General features: G+C 62.9%; 17 protein-coding genes. 11 read left to right on the forward strand and 6 right to left on the reverse strand.

Annotation, left to right across the window (positions count from 1 at the left end; all coding sequences use genetic code 11):
- The first annotated feature begins 192 nt into the window (after positions 1 to 192).
- From AC13EY_RS09500 to AC13EY_RS09515, 4 genes are all read left to right on the forward strand, one after another.
- Positions 193 to 1878 (forward strand): GGDEF domain-containing protein, encoded by a 1686-nt coding sequence (locus tag AC13EY_RS09500; protein ID WP_228245609.1) that lies wholly within the window; start codon positions 193 to 195, stop codon positions 1876 to 1878.
- Positions 1875 to 2759: an N-acetylmuramoyl-L-alanine amidase gene (locus AC13EY_RS09505; RefSeq protein WP_228245608.1), complete on the forward strand. Its 885-nt coding sequence runs from the start codon at positions 1875 to 1877 to the stop codon at positions 2757 to 2759. The genes AC13EY_RS09500 and AC13EY_RS09505 overlap by 4 nt, the downstream gene beginning before the upstream one ends.
- Before the next feature lie 7 nt (positions 2760 to 2766).
- Positions 2767 to 3996, forward strand: coding sequence for a nucleoside recognition domain-containing protein (locus tag AC13EY_RS09510; RefSeq protein ID WP_228245607.1), 1230 nt, complete (start codon positions 2767 to 2769; stop codon positions 3994 to 3996).
- A gap of 197 nt (positions 3997 to 4193) precedes the next feature.
- Positions 4194 to 5558, forward strand: coding sequence for a ribonuclease J (locus tag AC13EY_RS09515; protein ID WP_228245606.1), 1365 nt, complete (start codon positions 4194 to 4196; stop codon positions 5556 to 5558).
- A gap of 91 nt (positions 5559 to 5649) precedes the next feature.
- Here the strand turns inward: AC13EY_RS09515 and AC13EY_RS09520 are convergent, their stop codons facing one another.
- Both AC13EY_RS09520 and AC13EY_RS09525 read right to left on the reverse strand, forming a co-directional pair.
- Entirely contained in the window at positions 5650 to 6954 is a 1305-nt protein-coding gene (locus tag AC13EY_RS09520; RefSeq protein ID WP_228245605.1) for an NAD(P)/FAD-dependent oxidoreductase, read from the reverse strand.
- Positions 6955 to 7055: 101 nt separating this feature from the next.
- Entirely contained in the window at positions 7056 to 7550 is a 495-nt protein-coding gene (locus AC13EY_RS09525) for an Lrp/AsnC ligand binding domain-containing protein (protein ID WP_088276904.1), read from the reverse strand.
- Positions 7551 to 7693: 143 nt separating this feature from the next.
- Between AC13EY_RS09525 and AC13EY_RS09530 the strand changes: the two genes are divergently transcribed.
- The 4 genes from AC13EY_RS09530 to AC13EY_RS09545 all read left to right on the forward strand — a co-directional run bounded on the left by AC13EY_RS09530 (position 7694) and on the right by AC13EY_RS09545 (position 11168).
- Complete coding sequence (locus AC13EY_RS09530; protein WP_228245604.1) at positions 7694 to 8995, forward strand: D-amino acid dehydrogenase; 1302 nt, start codon at positions 7694 to 7696, stop codon at positions 8993 to 8995.
- Complete coding sequence (locus tag AC13EY_RS09535) at positions 8970 to 9329, forward strand: RidA family protein (RefSeq protein WP_228245603.1); 360 nt, start codon at positions 8970 to 8972, stop codon at positions 9327 to 9329. The genes AC13EY_RS09530 and AC13EY_RS09535 overlap by 26 nt, the downstream gene beginning before the upstream one ends.
- Positions 9330 to 9442: 113 nt before the next feature.
- Positions 9443 to 10513 (forward strand): alanine racemase, encoded by a 1071-nt coding sequence (gene alr, locus AC13EY_RS09540; RefSeq protein ID WP_228245602.1) that lies wholly within the window; start codon positions 9443 to 9445, stop codon positions 10511 to 10513.
- 106 nt (positions 10514 to 10619) lie between these two features.
- Complete coding sequence (locus tag AC13EY_RS09545) at positions 10620 to 11168, forward strand: cupin domain-containing protein (RefSeq protein ID WP_228245601.1); 549 nt, start codon at positions 10620 to 10622, stop codon at positions 11166 to 11168.
- A 96-nt stretch (positions 11169 to 11264) separates the two neighbouring features.
- On the opposite strand, the gene AC13EY_RS09550 is transcribed toward AC13EY_RS09545, so the two are convergent.
- From AC13EY_RS09550 to AC13EY_RS09560, 3 genes are all read right to left on the reverse strand, one after another.
- Positions 11265 to 12683, reverse strand: coding sequence for an efflux transporter outer membrane subunit (locus AC13EY_RS09550; protein ID WP_482876204.1), 1419 nt, complete (start codon positions 12681 to 12683; stop codon positions 11265 to 11267).
- Positions 12676 to 15846: an efflux RND transporter permease subunit gene (locus AC13EY_RS09555; RefSeq protein WP_228245599.1), complete on the reverse strand. Its 3171-nt coding sequence runs from the start codon at positions 15844 to 15846 to the stop codon at positions 12676 to 12678. The genes AC13EY_RS09550 and AC13EY_RS09555 overlap by 8 nt, the downstream gene beginning before the upstream one ends.
- Before the next feature lie 75 nt (positions 15847 to 15921).
- A complete protein-coding gene (locus tag AC13EY_RS09560) occupies positions 15922 to 17091 on the reverse strand; it encodes an efflux RND transporter periplasmic adaptor subunit (protein ID WP_228245598.1) in 1170 nt (389 codons plus the stop codon).
- Between the two features lie 386 nt (positions 17092 to 17477).
- Between AC13EY_RS09560 and AC13EY_RS09565 the strand changes: the two genes are divergently transcribed.
- A complete protein-coding gene (locus AC13EY_RS09565) occupies positions 17478 to 18434 on the forward strand; it encodes an AraC family transcriptional regulator (protein WP_228245597.1) in 957 nt (318 codons plus the stop codon).
- Here AC13EY_RS09565 and AC13EY_RS09570 read toward each other — a convergent pair.
- Positions 18431 to 18994 (reverse strand): DUF4136 domain-containing protein, encoded by a 564-nt coding sequence (locus AC13EY_RS09570; RefSeq protein ID WP_228245596.1) that lies wholly within the window; start codon positions 18992 to 18994, stop codon positions 18431 to 18433. The two genes, AC13EY_RS09565 and AC13EY_RS09570, sit on opposite strands and share 4 nt — an antisense overlap.
- 337 nt (positions 18995 to 19331) lie before the next feature.
- On the opposite strand from AC13EY_RS09570, the gene AC13EY_RS09575 reads away from it, so the two are divergent.
- Positions 19332 to 20162 carry a BON domain-containing protein gene (locus tag AC13EY_RS09575; protein ID WP_228245595.1) on the forward strand — a complete coding sequence of 277 codons (831 nt, stop codon included), beginning with the start codon at positions 19332 to 19334 and terminating at the stop codon, positions 20160 to 20162.
- Positions 20163 to 20233: 71 nt separating this feature from the next.
- The gene (locus AC13EY_RS09580) at positions 20234 to 20665 is read left to right on the forward strand and encodes a ferritin-like domain-containing protein (RefSeq protein ID WP_228245594.1); all 432 of its coding nucleotides are present in this window, start codon (positions 20234 to 20236) and stop codon (positions 20663 to 20665) included.
- The last annotated feature ends 70 nt before the right edge of the window (positions 20666 to 20735 follow it).

Consider the following 20735-nt stretch of genomic DNA (forward strand, 5'->3'; position numbering starts at 1 on the left):
TTCAGGTTGGACAGACTTACGTTGCCCCGCTGTCGCGGGAAGCAATGCTCAATGATCGAGAATTGTTCGGGGGTAATTTCCATGCGCGAAGTATCACACATGGAGAGACTTGAAGCTAATTAGCGTTAACAGGCCCTAGTCAGAACATCTGCATCACCTATAATCTCTGAGACACCAATCCTTGGAGCCCCCATGCCGGATATCCACCCTATCGCCGAAGGCTCTTGCCAGACTGTTGAGCCCGGCGAGCAGACGGAACTGCTCAAGCGAGGGTTGGTTCGCGTCAGTATTGCCGCATCAGGCATCGACCCCCTGCTGGACAAGCGCCTGAACGAGTTGCGTCGCGCCCTGCGGGCGGATGCACCACCCAGCATGCTGGCCGACCTGCTGCCCAAGCTGGAACATGCCGTACTCACCGCGGACCAGAAACGTCAGGAGCGCGCCAGCAATATCGCCAAAAGCCTGCAGACCATCATCGACCAACTGCAGGACAGCGAACCGCCGAAGGACGCAGCCAAGGCACTGCGCACGCTCGGTCGCCGCCTGACTGATCTGGGTGAGCTGCCACGCCAGCTCGACAGCATTCTTGGAGACCTTCAGCAACTGCAGGGCGAGATCCTCCAGTCCGAGCCGGAAGCAGAAACCGCCGGCCTGTGGGGGCGCCTGTTCGGTCGAGGTGAACGCCGCGCTGACAATGAACCCAGCCAGGCGGGCCCTCTGCCTGAGGCGAGCGAACAACTCGCGCATCACGAAGATGATCAGGCCGGGCCTGTCGAACCAGAGCAACCGGCCATCACAGGTGTGATCAGCGGAGAACAACAGAGCTTCTCCCAGGTCGCCGCCCATATCGAGTCTATCCTGCTGAACCTGCTTAACGAGCTGCAGGTGATAGAAGTCCAGCAGACCATTCGCGACCGCCTGCGTGAGCAGGTCAGTCGCGGGCTCAACTGGTATGAACTGGCTGCGCTGCTCGACAGCCTGACCGGCTTGATACTGGGAGCCCAGCAGAGTCGCCAGGCGGAGTTTGAGGGCTATCTGCAGCAGTTGAACCAGCGTCTTAGCCAGTTCCAGGGCAATCTTGAGCAAGCGCACACCAACTACAACGGCTCACTTGAGGCGGAACGGGAACTGGCCGGCGATATTCGCAACCAGGTCGCCGACCTCAATGAGAACGTGCGCGACGCAGACGATTTGAGCTCACTCAAGGCCAATGTGGAGTTGCGACTCAACTCCCTGCTGGAAAACATCGACCGCGCCCGTGAACTGCGCGAGGAACGTGATAACAAGGTTTCGCAACAGCTCACCACCATGGTCGAGCGCATTCAGGTGATGGAGGTAGAAGCGCAGACCTTCCGCCGCCACCTGGAGGAGCAGCGCCGCCAGGCCATGATCGATAGCCTGACCGGGCTGGCCAATCGCGCCGGACTGCAGCGCCGCATGGAAGAGGAACACGAGCGCTGGCAACGCTATGGCGGCCGGTTGCTGCTGGTGGTGCTGGACGTGGATCACTTCAAGTCGATCAACGACCGTTTCGGTCATCTGGCAGGCGACAAGGTGTTGCGACTGATTGCCCAGCAACTCTCGCGGCGACTGCGCAAGACCGACTTCATCGGCCGCTTTGGTGGTGAGGAGTTTGTCATCTTGATGCCGGGCGTCACGCCTGAGCAGGGAGCCACCGCACTGGAAGAGCTGCGCAACGGGATTGAACACGCCCCGTTCCACTTCAAGAACGAACCGGTGCCGGTGACCATCTCCATCGGTTTCACCGAGTTCCGCGAAGGCGACACTCTGGACAGCACCTTCGAGCGCGCAGACCGAGCCATGTACCAGGCCAAGGAAGCCGGCCGCAACCGGATAGTCGCCGCCGATTCACCATGAGCCATGCCCTGCGCCTTACCCTGCTGCTCTTCTGCGCGGCGCTGCTCAACGCCTGCAGCCCGGCACTCATTATTGATGACCGCTATCAGGCTCGCAGCCAGGACAGTCGCAGCCAATATATCGTCCTGCACTACACCTCGTCCGGGTTCGAGCGCTCGCTGCATACCCTGACCGAGCAGGACGTCAGCAGCCACTATCTGATCAGCGACCATGATCCGGTTATCTACCGGCTGGTCGACGAGAACCGTCGGGCGTGGCACGCAGGAGAAAGCAGCTGGCGCGGCAGAACCTGGCTCAACAGCAGCTCGATCGGCATTGAGCTGGTACACCCGGGCTATATCGACCAGGCAAGCTGCCGCCGGTGGCCGCCCTGGGATCCGCGTCAGATTGATGCGCTGATTCGGCTGCTGCGCGATATCCAGCAACGCCACGGCATCAGCCCGGAAAATGTGCTCGGACACAGTGATATCGCTCCCCAGCGCAAGGTCGATCCGGGGCCGCTTTTCCCCTGGCAGCAACTGATCGACGCCGGCGTCGCCGTCGGCCCAGACCCTCAGCGTCAACGCGTCATGCAGCACTGGCTGGGCGGGCGTATACCGACTATCAGCTGGTTCCAGAACGCCCTGCACGACTGGGGCTACGACGCTCCGTTGCATGGCGAACTGGATGAGGCAACCCGCAACGTGATTGCGGCGTTCCAGATGCGTTTTCGCCCCGCCCGCTTCGACGGTCTACCCGACAGCGAAACCGCCGCCATTCTGGCCGCGCTGGTACCGGGCCAGGCCAGCATCCTGCTGAACCAGTCGGCGCCACAGTGGTTCGACCCGGACGCCAACAGCCTGCCTCCGCGCCTGCCCCCCTGCAGCGCCAGCGGGGACTGACAGGCCCATGCTCAACTGGATCTGGCTTGGTTTTTTCCTCAGTGCCTTCGCCGCCGCGCTCTGGCAATGGCTGGGGCTGGGTGACGCGGATGTATTCAGCCGGCTGGTCGCCGCACTGTTCGATATGGCCCGCCTCAGCGTCGAGATCGTTCTGGTGCTGGTCGGCACCATGACCCTGTGGCTGGGCTTTTTGCAGATTGCCGAACGCGCTGGCCTGATTGCCGTCATGGCGCGCCTGCTTGATCCACTGTTCCGCCGACTGATGCCCGAGGTGCCCAGCGGGCATCCCGCCCTCGGTCATATCACCATGAACTTTGCCGCCAACGTGCTGGGGCTGGACAACGCCGCCACCCCCATCGGCCTCAAGGCCATGCACGCTCTGCAAAGCCTGAATCCCAGCAAGGATACGGCGAGCAACGCGCAGATCCTGTTCATGGTGCTGAACACCTCATCGCTCACCCTGCTGCCAGTCACCATCTTTATGTACCGCGCCCAGCAGGGCGCCAGCGATCCGACCGAAGTATTTCTGCCGATTCTGCTGGCAACCAGCGCCTCCAGCCTGGTTGGCCTGCTCAGCGTTGCCCTGATCCAGCGGCTGAAACTCTGGGACCCTGTGGTGCTGGCCTATCTGGCCGCCGGTGCAGCAGCGCTTGGGTTGCTGCTGACGATACTCGCCGGATTGTCGGCTGAAGCACTGGCCGCGACCTCGACCCTGGTGGGCAATCTCACCCTGTTCGGCATCGTCATCGCCTTTTTGCTGATCGCGGCACTGCGTAAGGTCAACGTGTACGACAGCTTTATCGAGGGGGCCAAACAGGGTTTCGAGGTCTCCATCTCGCTGCTGCCATTTCTGGTCGCCATGCTGGTCGCCGTTGGCGTATTGCGCGCCAGCGGCGTGCTCGACGCACTGCTCGATGGTATCCGCTGGCTGGTAGAGGGGCTTGGCTGGGACACCCGCTTTATCGACGCACTGCCCACCGCGTTCATCAAGCCACTCTCGGGCAGCGGTTCACGCGCGATGATGATCGAGACCATGAACACCTTCGGAGTCGACAGCTTCGCCGCCCAATTGGCCGCGACCTTCCAGGGCAGCACCGAGACTACGTTCTATGTGCTGGCGGTCTACTTTGGCGCGGTCGGCATCAGCCGCGTGCGCCACGCCCTCGGCTGTGCCCTGCTGGCCGACCTGGCCGGCATGCTTACCGCCATTGGGGTATGTTATTGGTTTTTTGGCTAAAAGCAGCGGCAAGCGGCAAGCAAAATCAGGATGCGCTCGGCCGCAGACCCAGCAACTGTTTTCGGCTCACCTATACTGCCGCCTGTTGCTGCAAGTAAAACCCTCACGATTCAACACCACACGGTTTTTACTTGCAGCTTAAAGCTTGAGGCTTGAAGCTGTCAGTTCCCGCTTCACAACCGATATAAGGCTTCCCAATGCGCGCCCGCTTCGATCAACTCCACCGCCAACCCGGCCCCTGGTTTGTGGCCCTCGGCGGCGCTGGCATGTTCGGGGCGAACTTTTATCTGTACGGCTCGGGTGGCGAATGGATTGCGGTGGACTGCGGCTTTGCCCTGAATCCGACACCCAGCGGGCGCAACAGTGTTTCGGTGCCAAGCCTGTCCGCACTGGAGCGGCACGACATCAAGCTGTCGGCGCTGCTGATTACCCACGGGCATGAAGATCACATCGGCGCCATTCCGCACCTGTGGCGTGCGCTGGATTGTCCGATTTACGCCAGCCCCTTTGCCGCCCAGCTGATTCGCGCCAAGCTTGATCCCGGCCTGACCTGGCCGCGCCTGCAGGAAATACGCCCGCTGGAGCCCATCGGCATCGGCGCCTTTCAGGCCGAATGGATTCCGGTCACCCACTCGATCCCCGAGTCGCACGCCATCGTGCTGGAGGTTGCCGGCAAGCGCCTGTACCACAGCGGCGACTGGAAGCTAGACAATCATCCGGTCGTTGGCGAGCTGACCGCGCAGGCCCGCTTACAGCAACTGGGCCGAGCCGGCATTGATGTCATCATCGGCGACTCGACCAACGCCCCAGTACCCGGCGCCAGTCGCTCCGAAGCCACGGTGCAAAATGGCCTGCAGGACGCCATTCGGCCCTGCCGCCAGCGAGTCATCGTCACCTGCTTTGCCAGCAACCTGGCGCGCCTGCACAGTCTGGCAGACATTGCCTTCGATTGCGGCCGCTACGCCGCGCTGCTCGGCCGCAGCCTGACCCACATGCACAGCATTGGCCGCGCCCAGGGCTATCTGCCTGGGCGTCCCGGTTACATCGGGCCATGGGAACTGGGCCATCTGCCGCGCGAGCAGCAGCTCTGGGTCTGCACCGGCAGCCAGGGTGAACCCGGGGCCGCGCTCGGCCGGCTGGCCGCCGGCAGCCATCCGCAGCTGAGCTTGGAGCCGGGCGACACGGTGATTTTCTCCTCGCGCCTGATTCCCGGCAACGAACTGGCACTGGAGCGCATCAAGCAGGGTCTGAAAGAGCAGGGCGTCGAACTGATCGACGACGACATGCAACCCGATGTGCACGCCTCTGGCCACCCGCCACAAGACGACCTGCGCCAGCTCTACAACTGGCTGAAGGCCCGCCACCTGCTCCCCGTACACGGCGAGCGCTACCACCAGCAGGCACACATGGCGCTGGGACGCGAGCTGGGACTGGGCGGGCTGATACCCGCCAACGGCGACCTGATCGACCTCAGCGCTCACCCAGCCAAGGTGGCCGAACTGCCGTGGGGGTTGATCGACCTAAACCCGAGCGACAAGCCGCAAGCCTCAAGCCGCAAGTAGAACCCCGCAGCGCACGACTTTGCTGCCAGCTCACGCTTGTTTAGCTTGTAGCTTGCAGCTTGCAGCTCCCCGCGCGCCCAAGCGCGCGGGGTCAAAACAGCTCTTTCGTCCGCTCCCACAACATGCCCATCGCCAGCAGCGGCGCGCGGAAGCGCTGACCGCCCGGGAAGGCCATATGCGGCACCTTGGCAAAGATATCGAAGCCGCTGCCAGCTTGGGCAGTAATGGCCTCCGCCAACAGCCGCGCGGCCAGGTGGGTGGCGTTGACGCCGTGGCCAGAGTAGGCCTGGGCGTAGAACACGTTCGGCTGGTCATCGAGGCGCCCGATCTGCGGCAGACGGTTGGCGCCGATGCCAATCATGCCGCCCCACTGGTAATCGATTTTCACATCCGCCAGCTGCGGAAACACCTTGAGCATTTTCGGCCGCATGTAGGCCGCTACGTCTGCCGGGTCGCGGCCAGAGTAGTGACAGGCACCGCCGAACAGCAGACGGTGATCGGCGGAGAGGCGGTAGTAATCCAGCGCCACGCGCTGGTCACACAACGCCATATTCTGCGGGATCAGGCTGCGCGCGCGTTCCTCGCCCAGCGGTTCGGTGGCAATCACGTAACTGCCGGCCGGAATCACGGTGCCGCCGAGTTTCGGATTCAGTTGTCCCATATAGGCATTGCAGCCCAGCACCAGCTGTTTGGCCCGTACCCGCCCAGTTGCGGTATGCACGGTCAGGGTGTCGCCATAGTCAATGAGGGTGACCGGCGAATGCTCGAACAGGCGCGCACCCAGCTGCCGCGCTGCAGCCGCCTCACCCAGCACCAGATTGAGCGGGTGCAGGTGGCCTGAGCCCATGTCGGTCATGCCGCCGATGTAGCGGTCGGAGCCGACCACGGTATGCAGCTGATCACGCTCGATGATAGTCATATCGTGACGATAGCCCAGCGACTTGAGCTCCTCGCGGTCGGCGAGAAAGCCCTCCATGTGCGCCGGCTTGTTGGCCAGATCGCAGTAGCCCATGGTCAGATCGCAGTCGATGTTGAAACGTGCCACCCGCTGGGTGACGATTTCGACCGCCTCGATGCCCATCAGCTTGAGGTTGCGTACGCCGTCTGCGCCAATCTGCTTTTCGAACCGGTCAACATCGTGACCAACGCCGCGAATCAGCTGACCACCATTACGGCCACTGGCGCCCCAGCCGATCTGATGCCCCTCCAGCAGCACCACCGACAGCCCGCGTTCGGCCAGTTCCAGCGCGGTGTTGACGCCGGTAAAGCCACCGCCAACGATGCAGACGTCGGCCTGCTCCTCCCCCTGCAGGACCGGCAGCCCGAGCTGCTGGTTGGTGGTCGCGGCGTAATACGAAGGAGCGTGCTCGTGGGTATGGGTTGAACTGCGCAGCATGGGGCTATCCGTTAGCGGTCGTTGGCGTTTGAAATCGTGAAACAGCGTAAATAAAAATTGACGCCCAGCATAACCAGATACCGCCGGCCCGACAATCCCGCTCAGTCTGCATCGGGAATCGGCAGCGCCAGCGTCTCCTTCAACTCTTCCATGACAATGTAGCTTTTCGACTCCCGCACACCCGGCAGACGCAGCAGGATGTCGCCCAGCAGCTTGCGATAGGACGCCATTTCGGAAATGCGCGCCTTGATCAGGTAATCGAAGTCACCCGATACCAGATGACACTCCAGCACATGCGGCAGCTTGATCGCGGCGCGGCGAAAGTCGTCGAAGATGTCGGCAGACTTGGAGTAGAGGCTGATCTCCACGAACACCAGCAGGTTCGCCTGCAGCTTGTGCGGGTTGAGCCGGGCACCGTAGCCAAGGATGAACTTCTCCCGCTCCAGCCGCTTCACCCGCTCCATGCACGGAGTGGTCGACAACCCCACCCGTTCGCCCAGCTCCACATAGGACATCCGCCCCTCTTCCTGCAGCAATTGCAGGATGTGGCGGTCAATCCGATCTAGCTCGCGACTGGAGGCCTTTCTGGTTTTCATAAAATACCCCTGAAAAACGTACTCACAAAAGAATCTTGCTCTGTAACAGGCAAAATAAACGAAAAATCAGACCAGATCACTTGCCATAGAATAGCGATATCGCCCAAGGGCAAATTCACAGCAAATTTTCCGGGAGCAATGTCATGCAGGTTCTCATCCTCGGTAGTGGCGTCATCGGCGTTACCAGCGCCTGGTATCTGGCCCGCGCCGGCCATCAGGTCACCGTGGTTGATCGCCAGCCGGGCGCCGGCCTGGAAACCAGCTTCGGCAACGCGGGCATGATCTCCCCCGGCTACTCCGCCCCGTGGGCCGCACCGGGCGTGCCGTTCAAGGCCGTCAAATGGATGCTGGCCAAGCATCCGCCGCTGTCCATCCGCCCGACCAGCGACCCGCATCAGTACCGCTGGATGGTCCAGATGCTGGCCAACTGCACCGAAGCCCGTTATGCGATCAACAAGGAACGCATGATGCGCCTGGCGGAATACAGCCGCGACTGCCTGATGGATCTGCGCACCGACAGCGGCGTCGACTACGAACACCGCGAGCTGGGCACCCTGCAGGTATTCCGCACCCAGAAGCAGATGGACGCCGCTGCCCAGGACATCGCCGTGCTGGAACGCTGCGGCGTGCCGTACGAGGTGCTCGACCGGGAAGGCTGCGTGCGCGTAGAACCCGGCCTGGCCGCCAGCGCCGACAAGATCGTTGGCGGGCTGCGCCTGCCGAACGACGAGACCGGCGACTGCCACCTGTTCACCACCCGCCTGGCCGCCAAAGCCGCCGAGCTGGGCGTCGAGTTCCGCTACAACTGTGCCATCGACGAACTGCTCAGCGACGGCGCCCAGATTAACGGCGTACGTCTGGAAAGCGGCGAAGTACTGACCGCCGACCGTTATGTACTGGCCCTTGGCAGCTACTCGCCGAAACTGGCCCGTCCGCTCGGCTTTGACCTGCCGATCTACCCGGTCAAGGGTTACTCGCTGACCCTGCCGGTGGCGGATGACGCCATGGCGCCGGTTTCCACCATCATGGATGAAACCTACAAGGTTGCCGTCACCCGCTTCGCCGACCGCATCCGCGTGGGCGGTATGGCAGAGCTGACCGGTTTTGACGACACCCTGAAAGAAAAGCGTCGCGCAACACTGGAAATGGTTGTCTCCGACCTGTTCCCGCAGGGTGGCGAGGTGGCCGAAGCGACCTTCTGGACCGGCTTTCGCCCGATGACCCCGGACGGCACGCCGATCATCGGCACCAGCAGTCTGCGCAACCTGTATTTCAACACCGGTCACGGCACCCTGGGCTGGACCATGTCCTGCGGCTCCAGCAAACTGCTGGCTGACCTGCTGTCCGGCGAAAAGCCGGCGCTGAACGCCGGCGATTACAGCTTTGACCGCTACACCAACCACAAGGAACACCAGCACCATGGCCATCCAGCGTCTGCACACTAACCACCGCATGAGTCAGATCGTGATTCACCAGAACACGGTCTATCTTGCCGGTCAGGTGGCCGCCGATGACGACCTTGCCAAGGATGCCGCCGAGCAGACCCGCAGCACGCTCGCAGAGATCGAGAAACTGCTGGCCGAGGCGGGTACCGACAAGACCAACATCCTGTCGGTGACCATTTACCTGAAAGACATCGACGCCGACTTTGAAGCCATGAACAGCGCCTGGGATCAGTGGCTGCCCGCCGGCACCGCCCCTGCCCGCGCGACCGTCGAAGCCAAGCTGTGTGAGCCGGAAATTCTGGTCGAGATGTCAGTCGTCGCTGCACTGCCCTGAGGTTGCGGCAAAACCTGTTTCACCCTCTCAGTCACCGCTCCCACGCGTTCAGTGGTGTCTGATATTCTGACGGGGCACATTGCCCCGTCTTTTTTATTCAAGATGCCTTGCCCATGCGCCCAGCCCAAGCCCTGATCGATCTGTCTGCCCTGCGTCACAACTATCAACTGGCCAAGTCGCTGTCCGAGCGCCGGGCGCTGGCGGTGGTCAAGGCCAACGCCTACGGGCATGGCGCCGTTCAATGCGCCGAAGCGCTGCAGACCGATGCCGACGGCTTCGCCGTCGCCTGCATCGAGGAAGCGCTGGAGTTGCGCGCAGCCGGCATTCGCGGCCCGATCCTGCTGCTCGAAGGCTGGTTCGATGCCGACGAGCTGCCACTGCTGGCCGAGCATGACCTCTGGGCGGTGCTGCACCACGATGCCCAGCTGCAGCAACTGCAAGCGGCCAACCTCAGCCGACCGCTGCACATCTGGCTGAAGCTCGACAGCGGCATGCACCGGGTTGGTTTCAGCCCCGAGGAATACGCCACGATCTGGGGCCGTCTGGCCGCGCTGCCACAGGTAGCCAGCCTGACCAAAATCACCCACTTCTCCCGCGCCGACGAGCCCGACACCGGTCGTACCGAACAGCAGCTGGCGACCTTCGCCGCCGCCACTGCCGGGCTCGATGGCCCGGCCAGCCTGTGCAACTCGCCCGGCGTGCTGGCCTGGCCGCAGGCCCACAACGACTGGCTGCGCCCCGGCATCATGCTGTATGGCGCAACCCCGTTCGAGTTCGAGCAGGAGCATGCCGCCAAACTGCGTCCGGTGATGCAACTGACCTCGCGCATCATTGCCGTGCGCGAGCTGCCAGCGGGCGAGCCGATCGGCTACGGCTCACGCTTCATTACCACCCGGCCAACCCGCGTCGGCGTGGTTGCCATGGGCTATGCCGACGGATATCCACGCCACGCCAAAGACGGCACACCGGTGCTGGTCGATGGCCAGCGCAGCCGACTGATCGGCCGGGTATCAATGGACATGCTGACCGTCGAACTAACCGACCTGCCCGGCAGCGGACTGGGCAGCAGCGTCACCCTCTGGGGTGATGGCCTGAACGCCAGTGAAGTGGCAGGCTGGGCCGACAGCATCCCGTACCAGCTGTTCTGCAACCTGAACCGGGTACCCCGTCACTACATTGGGTGATGGCGGCGGCACGGCTGTTGAAAATTCTGAACAGCCGTGCAATTATCCCCCGGTCGAATGCCCCCCTGCGGCGTTCAGTCCGACCATTCCCCGGAGGAATCTGCCATTGGACGTTGGTGCCCGTCTCAAAACCATCCGCAAACTCAAAGGTTTATCCCAACGTGAACTGGCCAAACGCGCCGGCGTCACCAACAGCACTATCTCCATGATCGAGAAAAACAGCGTCAGCCCCTCGGTCAGTTCACTGAAGAAAGTGCTCTCAGGCATCCCGATGTCGCTGGTCGATTTCTTCTCGCTGGAGCTGGAGGAAGACACCCAACGCAAGGTGATCTACCGCGCCGACGAACTGCTGGATATCGGCTCCAACGAAGTCACCATGAAACTGGTCGGCAAGGGTCACCCCAACCGTGCCTTCTCCTTCCTCAACGAGACCTACCCACCCGGCTCCGATACCGGCCCGGACATGCTCAACCACGAAGGCGAAGAAGCCGGCACCGTGGTCAGCGGCCAGCTGGAAGTGACCGTCGGCAGCGAGGTTTATGTACTGGAAACCGGCGACAGCTACTACTTCGACAGCAACCAGCCGCACCGTTTTCGTAACCCGTTCGACGAGCCCTGCGTGCTGATCAGCGCGACGACACCCGCCAACTTCTAAGCTTCCGCCGATGACTCGTAGGGTGGAGAACGCCACAGGCTTCTCCACCGCGCGATCTGGACCACCTCGCCCAGCGCCGTCTGCAAGGCCGTCCGGTCATGGCATGCCGTGACCCTGCGCCGCGGGTACCGGCGGGGCTCCGGCGAGGGAACGATAGACGCTGACCATGGCGGTCGCTGCCTCAATCCGGCTCTGCACCAGATCACTGCGCACAGCGGTCAGTTGCTGCTCGGCATCCAGCACTTCGAAGTACTCGATATAGCCCTGCTCGTAGCGCAGCCGCGCCTGATCAACCGCCGCCTGCGCCGCTTCACTGGAAGCCTGCAGCCAGCGGCCGCGCTCCCGCGCGTGGCGGTAGAGCACCAAGCCGTTTTCGGTTTCTTCCAGCGCCAGCAACACGGTCTGCTGGTATTGCGCCAGCCGCTCGGCGCCGGTGGCGTCGGCCGCGGCGATGCGTGCCCGCACACCTTCCACATCAAGAAACGTCCAGTCGATGCCCAGGGTCACCGCGCGCGATTGCGCCCCGGCACTGAACAGGTCACCGTCGCTGCCCACCACCGAGCCGAGCAGCGCGCCGAGGGTAAAGCGCGGGAACAGGTCCGCAGTCGCTACGCCAATCCTTGCCGTCGCCGCCGCCAGACGGCGTTCTGCTGCCTGTATATCCGGGCGCCGGCGCAGCACCTCGGCCGGGGTAGCAACCGGGATGCGCGCACGCATGGCCAGCAGCGGGCGGGCCTCTGCCAGCTGCTGATTGAGCGCCGCCGGTGGTTGCCCGGTGAGTACTGCCAGCCGGTGCAGGCTCAGCTGCACATCGGCCTGACGCTGCGGCACCGCCGCGCGCAGGGCATCCAGCTGCGCCTGCGCTCGCACCCGATCAAACTCGGTACCGCGGCCGGCATCCAGCCTGGCGGTGACGATATCCAGTGATTGCTGCTGCAGGTCGACATTCTGCTCGGCAACGGCCAGCAACTGCTGCTGGCCGCGCAGGGTGAAGTAGCCACTGGCGACCTGCCCGGCAATGGTGACCTGCAGCGCCTGCAGGTCTGCGGCGCTGGCCTGCAGATCCGCCTCGCCGGCCTCCACCGCCCGCTGCAGACGACCATAAAAGTCCGGCTCCCAGCTGGCCACCGCGCCGAGCGAGTACTGCTCGACCCGGTCGCTGCTCGGCTCACTGCGCTCGACTTCGGCCAGGCGCTGCTCGCCGGCACTGCCCTGCAGGGTCACGCTGGGCCAGCGGTCCCGACGGGCGCCGCGCAGCAGCGCTTCAGCCCCCTGATAACGTGCCAGCAGGGTTTGCAGATCCAGATTCTGCGCCAGCGCGCGGTCGATCAGCGCCGCCAACTGCGGGTCATTGAAGCCGGACCAGAAGCGCTTCTCGCTGTCCTGACTTTGGTCGGCCACTGCATCGGCCTGGCTGAAACCGGCCAGCGGCACCGGCTCCGGCGCCAGGTAATCGGGCCCCACCGCACAGGCCGTCAGCATCACGCTGAGGGCCAGAGGTAACAGCTTATGCATGATTTTTTTCCTCCGCGTGCGCTGTCGGCTCAACGGCAAGCGAGGTGCCAGCCAGTTTGCGCAGCGCCACATAGAACACCGGCGTCAGCAGCAACCCGAACAGGGTCACACCGAGCATGCCGGTAAAGACGGTAATCCCCATGGCGTTGCGCACTTCGCTGCCGGCGCCAGCGGCCAGCACCAGCGGCAGCACGCCGGCGATAAAGGCCACCGAGGTCATGATGATCGGGCGCAGACGCAGGCGGCTGGCTTCCAGCGCGGCCTTGACGGTCTCCATGCCGTGCATCTCCAGCTCGCGGGCAAACTCGACAATCAGGATCGCGTTCTTGCACGCCAGCCCCATCAGCACGACCAGACCGACCTGGACGAAGATGTTGGCGTCACCACCGGTCCACCAGACCCCGAGCATCGCCGCCAGCAGACACATCGGCACGATCAGGATCACCGCCAGCGGCATCACCCAGCTCTCGTACAGCGCCGCCAGCACCAGGAACACCAGCAGCAACGCGACCGGGAACACCACCAGCGCGGCGCTGCCCTGATTGACCTGCTGGAAGCTCAGATCGGTCCACTGAATCTGCATGCCGGGCGGCAGCGCCTTGGCTGCAACCGCAGTGACCGTATCCAGCGTCTCGGTGGACGACAGCATGGCCGGATCGGACTGGCCGATCAGATCAGCAGCCGGGTAGCCGTTGTAACGGATCACCGGGTCCGGGCCGAAGCTCGGCGTCAGGCTGACCATGGTATTGAGCGGCACCATCTCGCCGGCGGCGTTGCGCACGTAGAGGCTGTCCAGGTCACTCGGCTCATCGCGAAACGGCGCATCAGCCTGCGCACGCACCTGATAGGTCCGGCCAAACAGGTTGAAGTCGTTGATGTATTGCGCGCCGAAATACAGCTGCAGGGTGCCGAACAGCTCATCCAGGCGCACGCCCTGCGCCTTGGCTTGCAGCCGGTCTACTTCAGCGTCCAGCTGCGGCACGTTGGCCTGATAGGAGGTAATCGGGAAGCCCAGCCCCGGCGTCTGACTCAATGCCATAGCCATGCTGTCGGTCGCCTGCTGCAGCGCACCGTAGCCATTGCCGCGGCGATCTTGGATGTACAGCGAATAACCCGACCCCGCGCCCAGGCCAAACACCGGCGGCGGCATAAAGGAAATGGCAAAGCCTTCCTTCAACTGCCCCAGCTTGCCGTTGATCTCGGCGGCAATCTCATCGGCCGTGCGCTCGCGAATGTCAAAGTCGTCAAACAGGATAAACACGGTACCGACGTTCGGCGTATTGGTGCCCTGCAGCGCGTTAAAGCCGACAAAGGCCGCCGCGTTGGCCACGCCCTCGGTTTCCAGTGCCAGGTCGCTGACCTGACGCGCCAGCGCCTCGGTCCGATCCAGTGTGGCGCCTTCGGGCAGGCGGATGCTGCCGATCAGGTAGGTCTTGTCCTGAACCGGGATAAAGCCACCCGGCACCTGACGGAACATCACCACGGTGACACCCAACAGCAGCAGATAGACCACAAACACCATGCCGCGTCGTCCAAGGCTGCGGCCTACCAGCCCTTCATAGCGCTCGGCATTACGCTGGAAGAAGCGGTTAAACGGGCGGAACAACCAGCCGAAGCTGCGGTTGATTACCCGGGTCGGCAGATCCGGCTCGGCGCCATGGGGCTTGAGCAGGGTAGCAGCCAGCGCCGGCGACAGGGTCAGCGAGTTGATCGCCGAAATCACCGTGGTAATGGCAATGGTCACGGCGAACTGGCGATAGAACTGGCCGGTAATGCCATCCAGAAACGCCATCGGCACAAACACCGCGCAGAGCACCAGACTGATCGCCACAATCGGGCCGCTGACCTCACGCATCGCCTGATGCGCCGCCGCCAGCGGAGCCAGCCCCTGCTCGATGTTACGCTCGACGTTCTCGACCACCACGATGGCGTCGTCCACCACAATGCCGATCGCCAGCACCATGGCAAATAGCGTCAGGGTGTTGATCGAGAAGCCCAGCATCAGCAGCACGGCAAAGCTGCCGACAATCGACACCGGCACCGCCAGCAGCGGAATCAGCGACGCGCGCCAGGTTTGCAGGAACAGAATGACCACCAGCACCACCAGCGCTACCGCTTCGAGCAAGGTGGTGATCACCGAGCTGATGGAGGTGCTGACAAACACGGTCGGGTCGTAGGCCACTTCCCAGCTCAGGCCCTCGGGAAAGTCTTCAGCCAGCTCGGCCATCTTGGCACGTACCGCCGCAGACACATCCAGGGCATTGGAGCCCGGTGACTGGAAGATCGGCAGGGCCACCGCCTGACGGCCGTCGAGCAGGGCGCGCAGGGCGTCTTCCTGCGCCGCCAGCTCGATTCGGGCTACGTCACGCAGGCGGGTAATCTCGCCGTCAGCACCGGTCTTCAGCACGATATCGCCAAAGGCTTCGGTACTGTCCAGACGCCCCTTGGCGTTGATCGAAATCAGCATGTCCGAGCCCTGCGGCATCGGTGGTGCGCCGATCTGCCCGGCCGACACCTGCACGTTCTGCTCGCGCACGGCAGCGACGATATCGCCGGCGGTAACGCCGAGGGAGGTCGCACGCTGGGGGTCAACCCACAGGCGCATGGCATAGTCGCCGGCACCGAACAGGCCGGCCTGACCAACACCGGGGATGCGCGCCAGCTCGTCACGGATGTGCAGCACCGCATAGTTGCGAATGTAGGTCGCATCCAGGCTGTCATCCGGTGAGATCAGATGCACCGCCATCATCAGGTTGGGCGACTGCTTCTGCGTGGTCACCCCTAGCTGACGTACATCCTCGGGCAGGCGCGGCAGGGCCTGCGAGACCCGGTTCTGCACCTGCACCTGCGCCTGATCCGGGTCGGTACCCAGGGCAAAGGTCACGGTCAGCGCCAGGCTGCCGTCACTGCCGGCTACCGACTTCATGTAGATCATGTCTTCCACGCCGTTGATGGCTTCCTCCAGCGGCGTGGCGACGGTTTCCGAGATGGTCTTGGGGTTGGCACCCGGATAGCTCGCGCTGACCAGCACGCTGGGCGGCACAACCTCCGGATACTCGCTGACCGGCAGCATCGGGATGCTGATCAGGCCAACCACGAAGATGATGATCGACAGCACCGAGGCAAAGATCGGCCGGTCGACAAAGAAACGTGAAATATTCACGGCAATACGCTCCCTTGGCGTGCTCGAGAGAGCACGCCCCAGCAATATCGTTAAAAGGGGAAAATCAGGTCAGGGTCAGAACGCCGTCTGCAGCGCTACCTCGTTGCGAACCGGCTGGCTGCGGTCCATCGCCACCAGCTGCGGCGCGACCTCGAAACCCGGATAGAGAATCTTCTGCAGTCCATTGACCACCACCCGGTCGCCGGCCTGCAAACCGCCACGGATCACCAGCAGGCCATCCACCCGGCGGCCGGTCTCGACAAAGCGGCGAGTCGCCCGGTTCTGCTCGTCCAGCACGTAGACATAGCGCCGATCCTGGTCAGTCAACACCGCCTTCTGGTCGATCAGAATCGCCTGCCGGGCAGCCGCGACCGGCATCTGCACCCGGGCAAACTGCCCCGGACGGAACAGCCCCTCGGGGTTGGCGATCACCGCTCGGTACTGCAGCGTGCCGGTACTGGCGTTGAACTGGTTGTCGACGAAGTCGAGCCGACCCTGATAGGGGTAATCCTGACCACTACCCAGCCCCAGGCGCACCGGCACCGAAGCCGCCTCTGCGTGAGGGTTATCCTCGACGGTCTGCTGATCACTCTCGAAGTACACATACAGCGGGTCAACCGACACCAGCGTCGCCAACAAGGATGTGTCAGCGGTCACCAGATTGCCGCGGGTGATCTCCGCGCGCCCCATGCGCCCGGAAACCGGCGCCTTGACCTCGGTGTAGGCGAGTTCCAGCTCGGCGTTATCCAGCGCGGCGTCGGCCGAGGCCAGCGCAGCCTGCGCGATACTGCGGGCGGCACTGCGCTGCTCCAGCTCCTCGCGGGAAATAGCCCGACGCTCCCACAACTGCTCGGCCCGCTGCGCTTCGCGCGCGGCCAGCGTTACCTGACTGCGGGCGCGTGCCACTTCCGCTCGGGCCATCTGCAGGCGCGCCTGATAAGGGCGCTGATCGATGACAAACAGCACGTCACCCTGTTTGACCAGCTCACCTTCTGCAAAAGCCACCTTGTCGATGTAACCGCTGACGCGGGCTCGCAGCTCCACGGTTTCCGGTGCAGCCATACGGCCGGTAAAGCTGTCCCAAAGGGTCACATCGCGCGGCTGCGCCACCGCCACATCGACCTCAGGAGCCGGTAAGTTCGGGTTATTGGCCTGGTCGCCGCTGGCCTCGCAACCAGCCAGTAGCAGCAATAGCGCGGTGACCGCGCCAGCACGGGCAAAGCCGTTAAAAGCATGCGTGTTCATGTAATCCATCGCTCCCTGTGTTGTGGGCAATAGTTGGCAGGCAAAAAAAGGGATCCCCGCGCGCCGAGGGGCACGTCGGTTGGTTGGAGGGGATCGGGTATGGCGTAAACGATACGTGCGACGGGCCACACTCAGGTAGCTCGGTCCTGCGCGAAGATTGCCTAATTCTGTAAATACGGAGAATTTGGCAATCGCCTAATTCTGCTGTAGCAAGCACTGACCCTGTAACAGAAAGCGCCCAAAAGGAGCAGAACAAGCCTTACCGCACAAGGATTTGCGCAATCCTGCAAGCTTATTGCCTGATCCTGCAATTGCCTGAAGACTGTAATCTGGTTATCAATTGATCTGCGTATACTGTCGCGAAACTCCGAAGGAGGTCATTGACCGTGTCACACGACAACACTCAGCCAGCGCCACTGGACCTGCCCATGTGCCGCCAGCTGGCCGACCTGGTCAGCGAGCATGCGATCAACGAGGGGATCAATGAAACGCGTATTCCCGGGCTTGAGGTCTACCGTGCAGACCAGCCGACCAGCTTCAGTTCCGTCGTCTATGAACCTGCGCTCTGTGTCATCGCCCAGGGCAGCAAAACCGTGCAGCTGGGCGACAAGGAGATTCTCTACGGCCCCCTGAGTTACATGATTTCGGCAGTCGAACTGCCGGTCGGCGGTTGCGTCATTGATGCCACCCCGAACGCGCCCTATCTGGCGGTCAAGCTATCGCTCAATCAGCAGGAGATCGCCGAGCTGGTGCTGGAACTGGGCGATGAACTGCCGCCACTGGATCAGCAACGGGATTGCCCGGCGGCGTCTTGTGGGCTGTGCGTGGCGCCGCTGGATACCGGCATTCTGCAGGCCATGACCCGACTGGTCGCGCTGCTGTCATCGCCAACCGATGCGCGCGTTCTGGCGCCACTGGTGCGGCGCGAGATCATCTATCGGGCGCTGATGGGCGAAATGGGCTGGCGCCTGCGCGACTTTGTCGCCACCGATACCCAGGCCCACCGCATCTCCAAGGTCATTGCCGTGCTGAAAGACCGCTTTGCCGAACCGCTGCGGGTACGGGAGCTGGCGGAAGACGTGAACATGAGCGAGTCGACCCTGTTCCATACCTTCAAACAGGTCACCCGCATGTCGCCGGTGCAGTTTCAGAAGAAGCTGCGCCTGCACGAAGCCCGGCGCCTGATGCTGACCGAGGGGCTGGAAGCGGCAACCGCCAGTTACCGGGTTGGCTATGAAAGCCCCTCACACTTCAGCCGCGAGTACCGCCGCATGTTTGGCGCACCGCCGCGCGCGGATGTCACCAAGCTGCGCGGCGATCAGGCGATGGTTGCCTCGCTTTAATACGGAGGAAACGCCGCCAGGATGCGGCTCACCAGCCGCTGCACCTGCTCGTCGCGCTGGCTTGGCGTCAGCTCGCGTTCGCTCATGCGCTCGCTTTCAATCCCGCGCCAGACCAGCCGGCCGGTGTCGCCATCAAGCAGATCGATCTGCAGCGTCAACTGACGGTAATCCACCGGGTAGGTCTGAACCGCCGGGCCGCCCCAGAACCCGCCCCAGCCGGTGCCCCAGTAGCCGCCAAAGCTGGTAGTGACGTTCTCCTGCCGCTTCTCCACCAGCACATAGCTCTTGACCTGCAGATCAGCCGCCTTGCTCTCGAGCACCGGGCGCAGGCCGCGGGCGTCGAGCTGCTCGGCCACTGCCTGTTCTATCCGGCCAGCCATCAACTCACCACCGATCCGCGGATCATCGCTGGGTCGAAACTCCACCCGCGGCTCGGCCCATTCCCAGGTCTGGTCGCCGGCAAAGTCGTGAGTGAGATCATAATCCGGTTTGACTGCTGCGCCCTGGCAAGCCGCCAGCGACAGCAACAAAGGCATAACAGCAAGTACGCGCGCATACATGGGAACAGACTCCGACTAGTAATGAAAAAGGACCAACCTCAGCGACGGGCCTAACCACTGCGGGCCGCTGCCATAGGCAGTGTAGCGAGCTGTCGGGTGCATCACCGCAGCACGCTGTCCAGCCTACGGGAGATAGACAGCAAATTCGCTTGCAAATTGCACGACCCATATTGCCCATTCGTGCAATGCGCATGTCATGGCATTCCGCCAAAGAACCATAACCATCTGATTTAAAAGGATTTGCTGAAAATAAAAAAGCTGGCACAGGCCCTGCAATCATCCTCACAACGGTCGACGAAAAGGCCGCCGATGGAAACCAATTACAGGAGAGACACCCATGAACAAGCTGAAAACCATCGCACTCGCCACTGCCACCGCCAGCCTGATGGGCATGATGCCGCTGGCCGCCCATGCTGCGGACGGTGATCTGACCGAGGCGCGTCAGGAAGGCTCGATCTGGACCGCCATCGCCCTGAACCGTCACCTCAACCCCTTCAGCATCGACGTTGATGTGGAAAGCGGCGTCGCAACCCTGAGCGGGGAAGTCGAAAGCGACGTTGATCGTGACCTCGCCGAGCAGGTCGCCAAGAGCATCGAAGGCGTGCAGCGCGTCGACAACCAGCTGACCGTCAACCCGGACGCCAAGCGCAAGGAACAGACTGCCGGCACACCGAGCATGTCGCAAAGCTTCAGCAACGCGACCACCACTGCCAGCATCAAATCCAAGCTGCTGTGGAACAGCAATACCGAAGGTCTGGACATTAATGTCGATACCCGCGGCGGTGTCGTCACCCTGACCGGTACCGCCCAGAGCGAGGAAGCCAAGGATCTGGCCGGCATGCTGGCCAAGGACACCGAAGGCGTGCATCGCGTCGACAACCAGATCCGCGTCGACGGTGAAGCCACCGCCGCCGCCAAGGCGCAGAACGCCGCCGATGAGGCAGGCGCTGCGATCAGTGACGCCTGGATCACCAGCAAGGTGAAGTCCAGCTACCTGCTCAGCAGCAACCTCAGCGGCCTGGATATCTCGGTCGATACCAATAACGGCGTCGTTGCGCTGGGCGGTACGGTTATGACCCAGGCGGAGAAAGAGCTGGCCATCGAGACCGCCAAGAACATCCGCGGCGTCAAGGGCGTGAGTGCAGAGAACCTGCGCACCGCCAACTGATCACCCGGCGCCAGCCTTACCCCGGCTGGCGCCCGCATCTGTCACATATACCCAAGAGACGGAGAACGATCATGAGCAACACAGCCACTCAACTGAACGAACTGATCGAAATTACCCGCGACGGCAAACGCTTCTACGAACATGCCCGCGATGAGGTCAAGAGCAGCGAGCTCAAGACCCTGTTCAGCAACATGTCACAGGCCAAAAGCAATGTGATCATCGCCCTGGAAAAACGCGTTGCCGCCAACCAGGAAACACCGGCCAGCGGCGGCACGCTCACCGGCAAGGTTCGCCAGGTATACGCCGATACCCGGGCGGCGCTGTCCAGTGATGAAGAAGCGACCTACATCGCCCAGCTGGAAGAGGCCGAGGATCGCATCCTGCACGCATTCGAAGACGCCATGCAGAGCAACGATCCTGACCTGCGCGCCGAACTGGTCAGCGAAATGCCCAAGGTCCGCGCCTGCCATGACCTGATGCGCGACCTGAAGAAGGCGCAATAACCGACCGGCCGGGGTGGCGAGATGCCACCCCGGCGTCCCCGGAACCTGTGGCGCATCAAACCGTAGCGCT

It is taken from the genome of Halopseudomonas sp. L-58 (assembly GCF_056859475.1).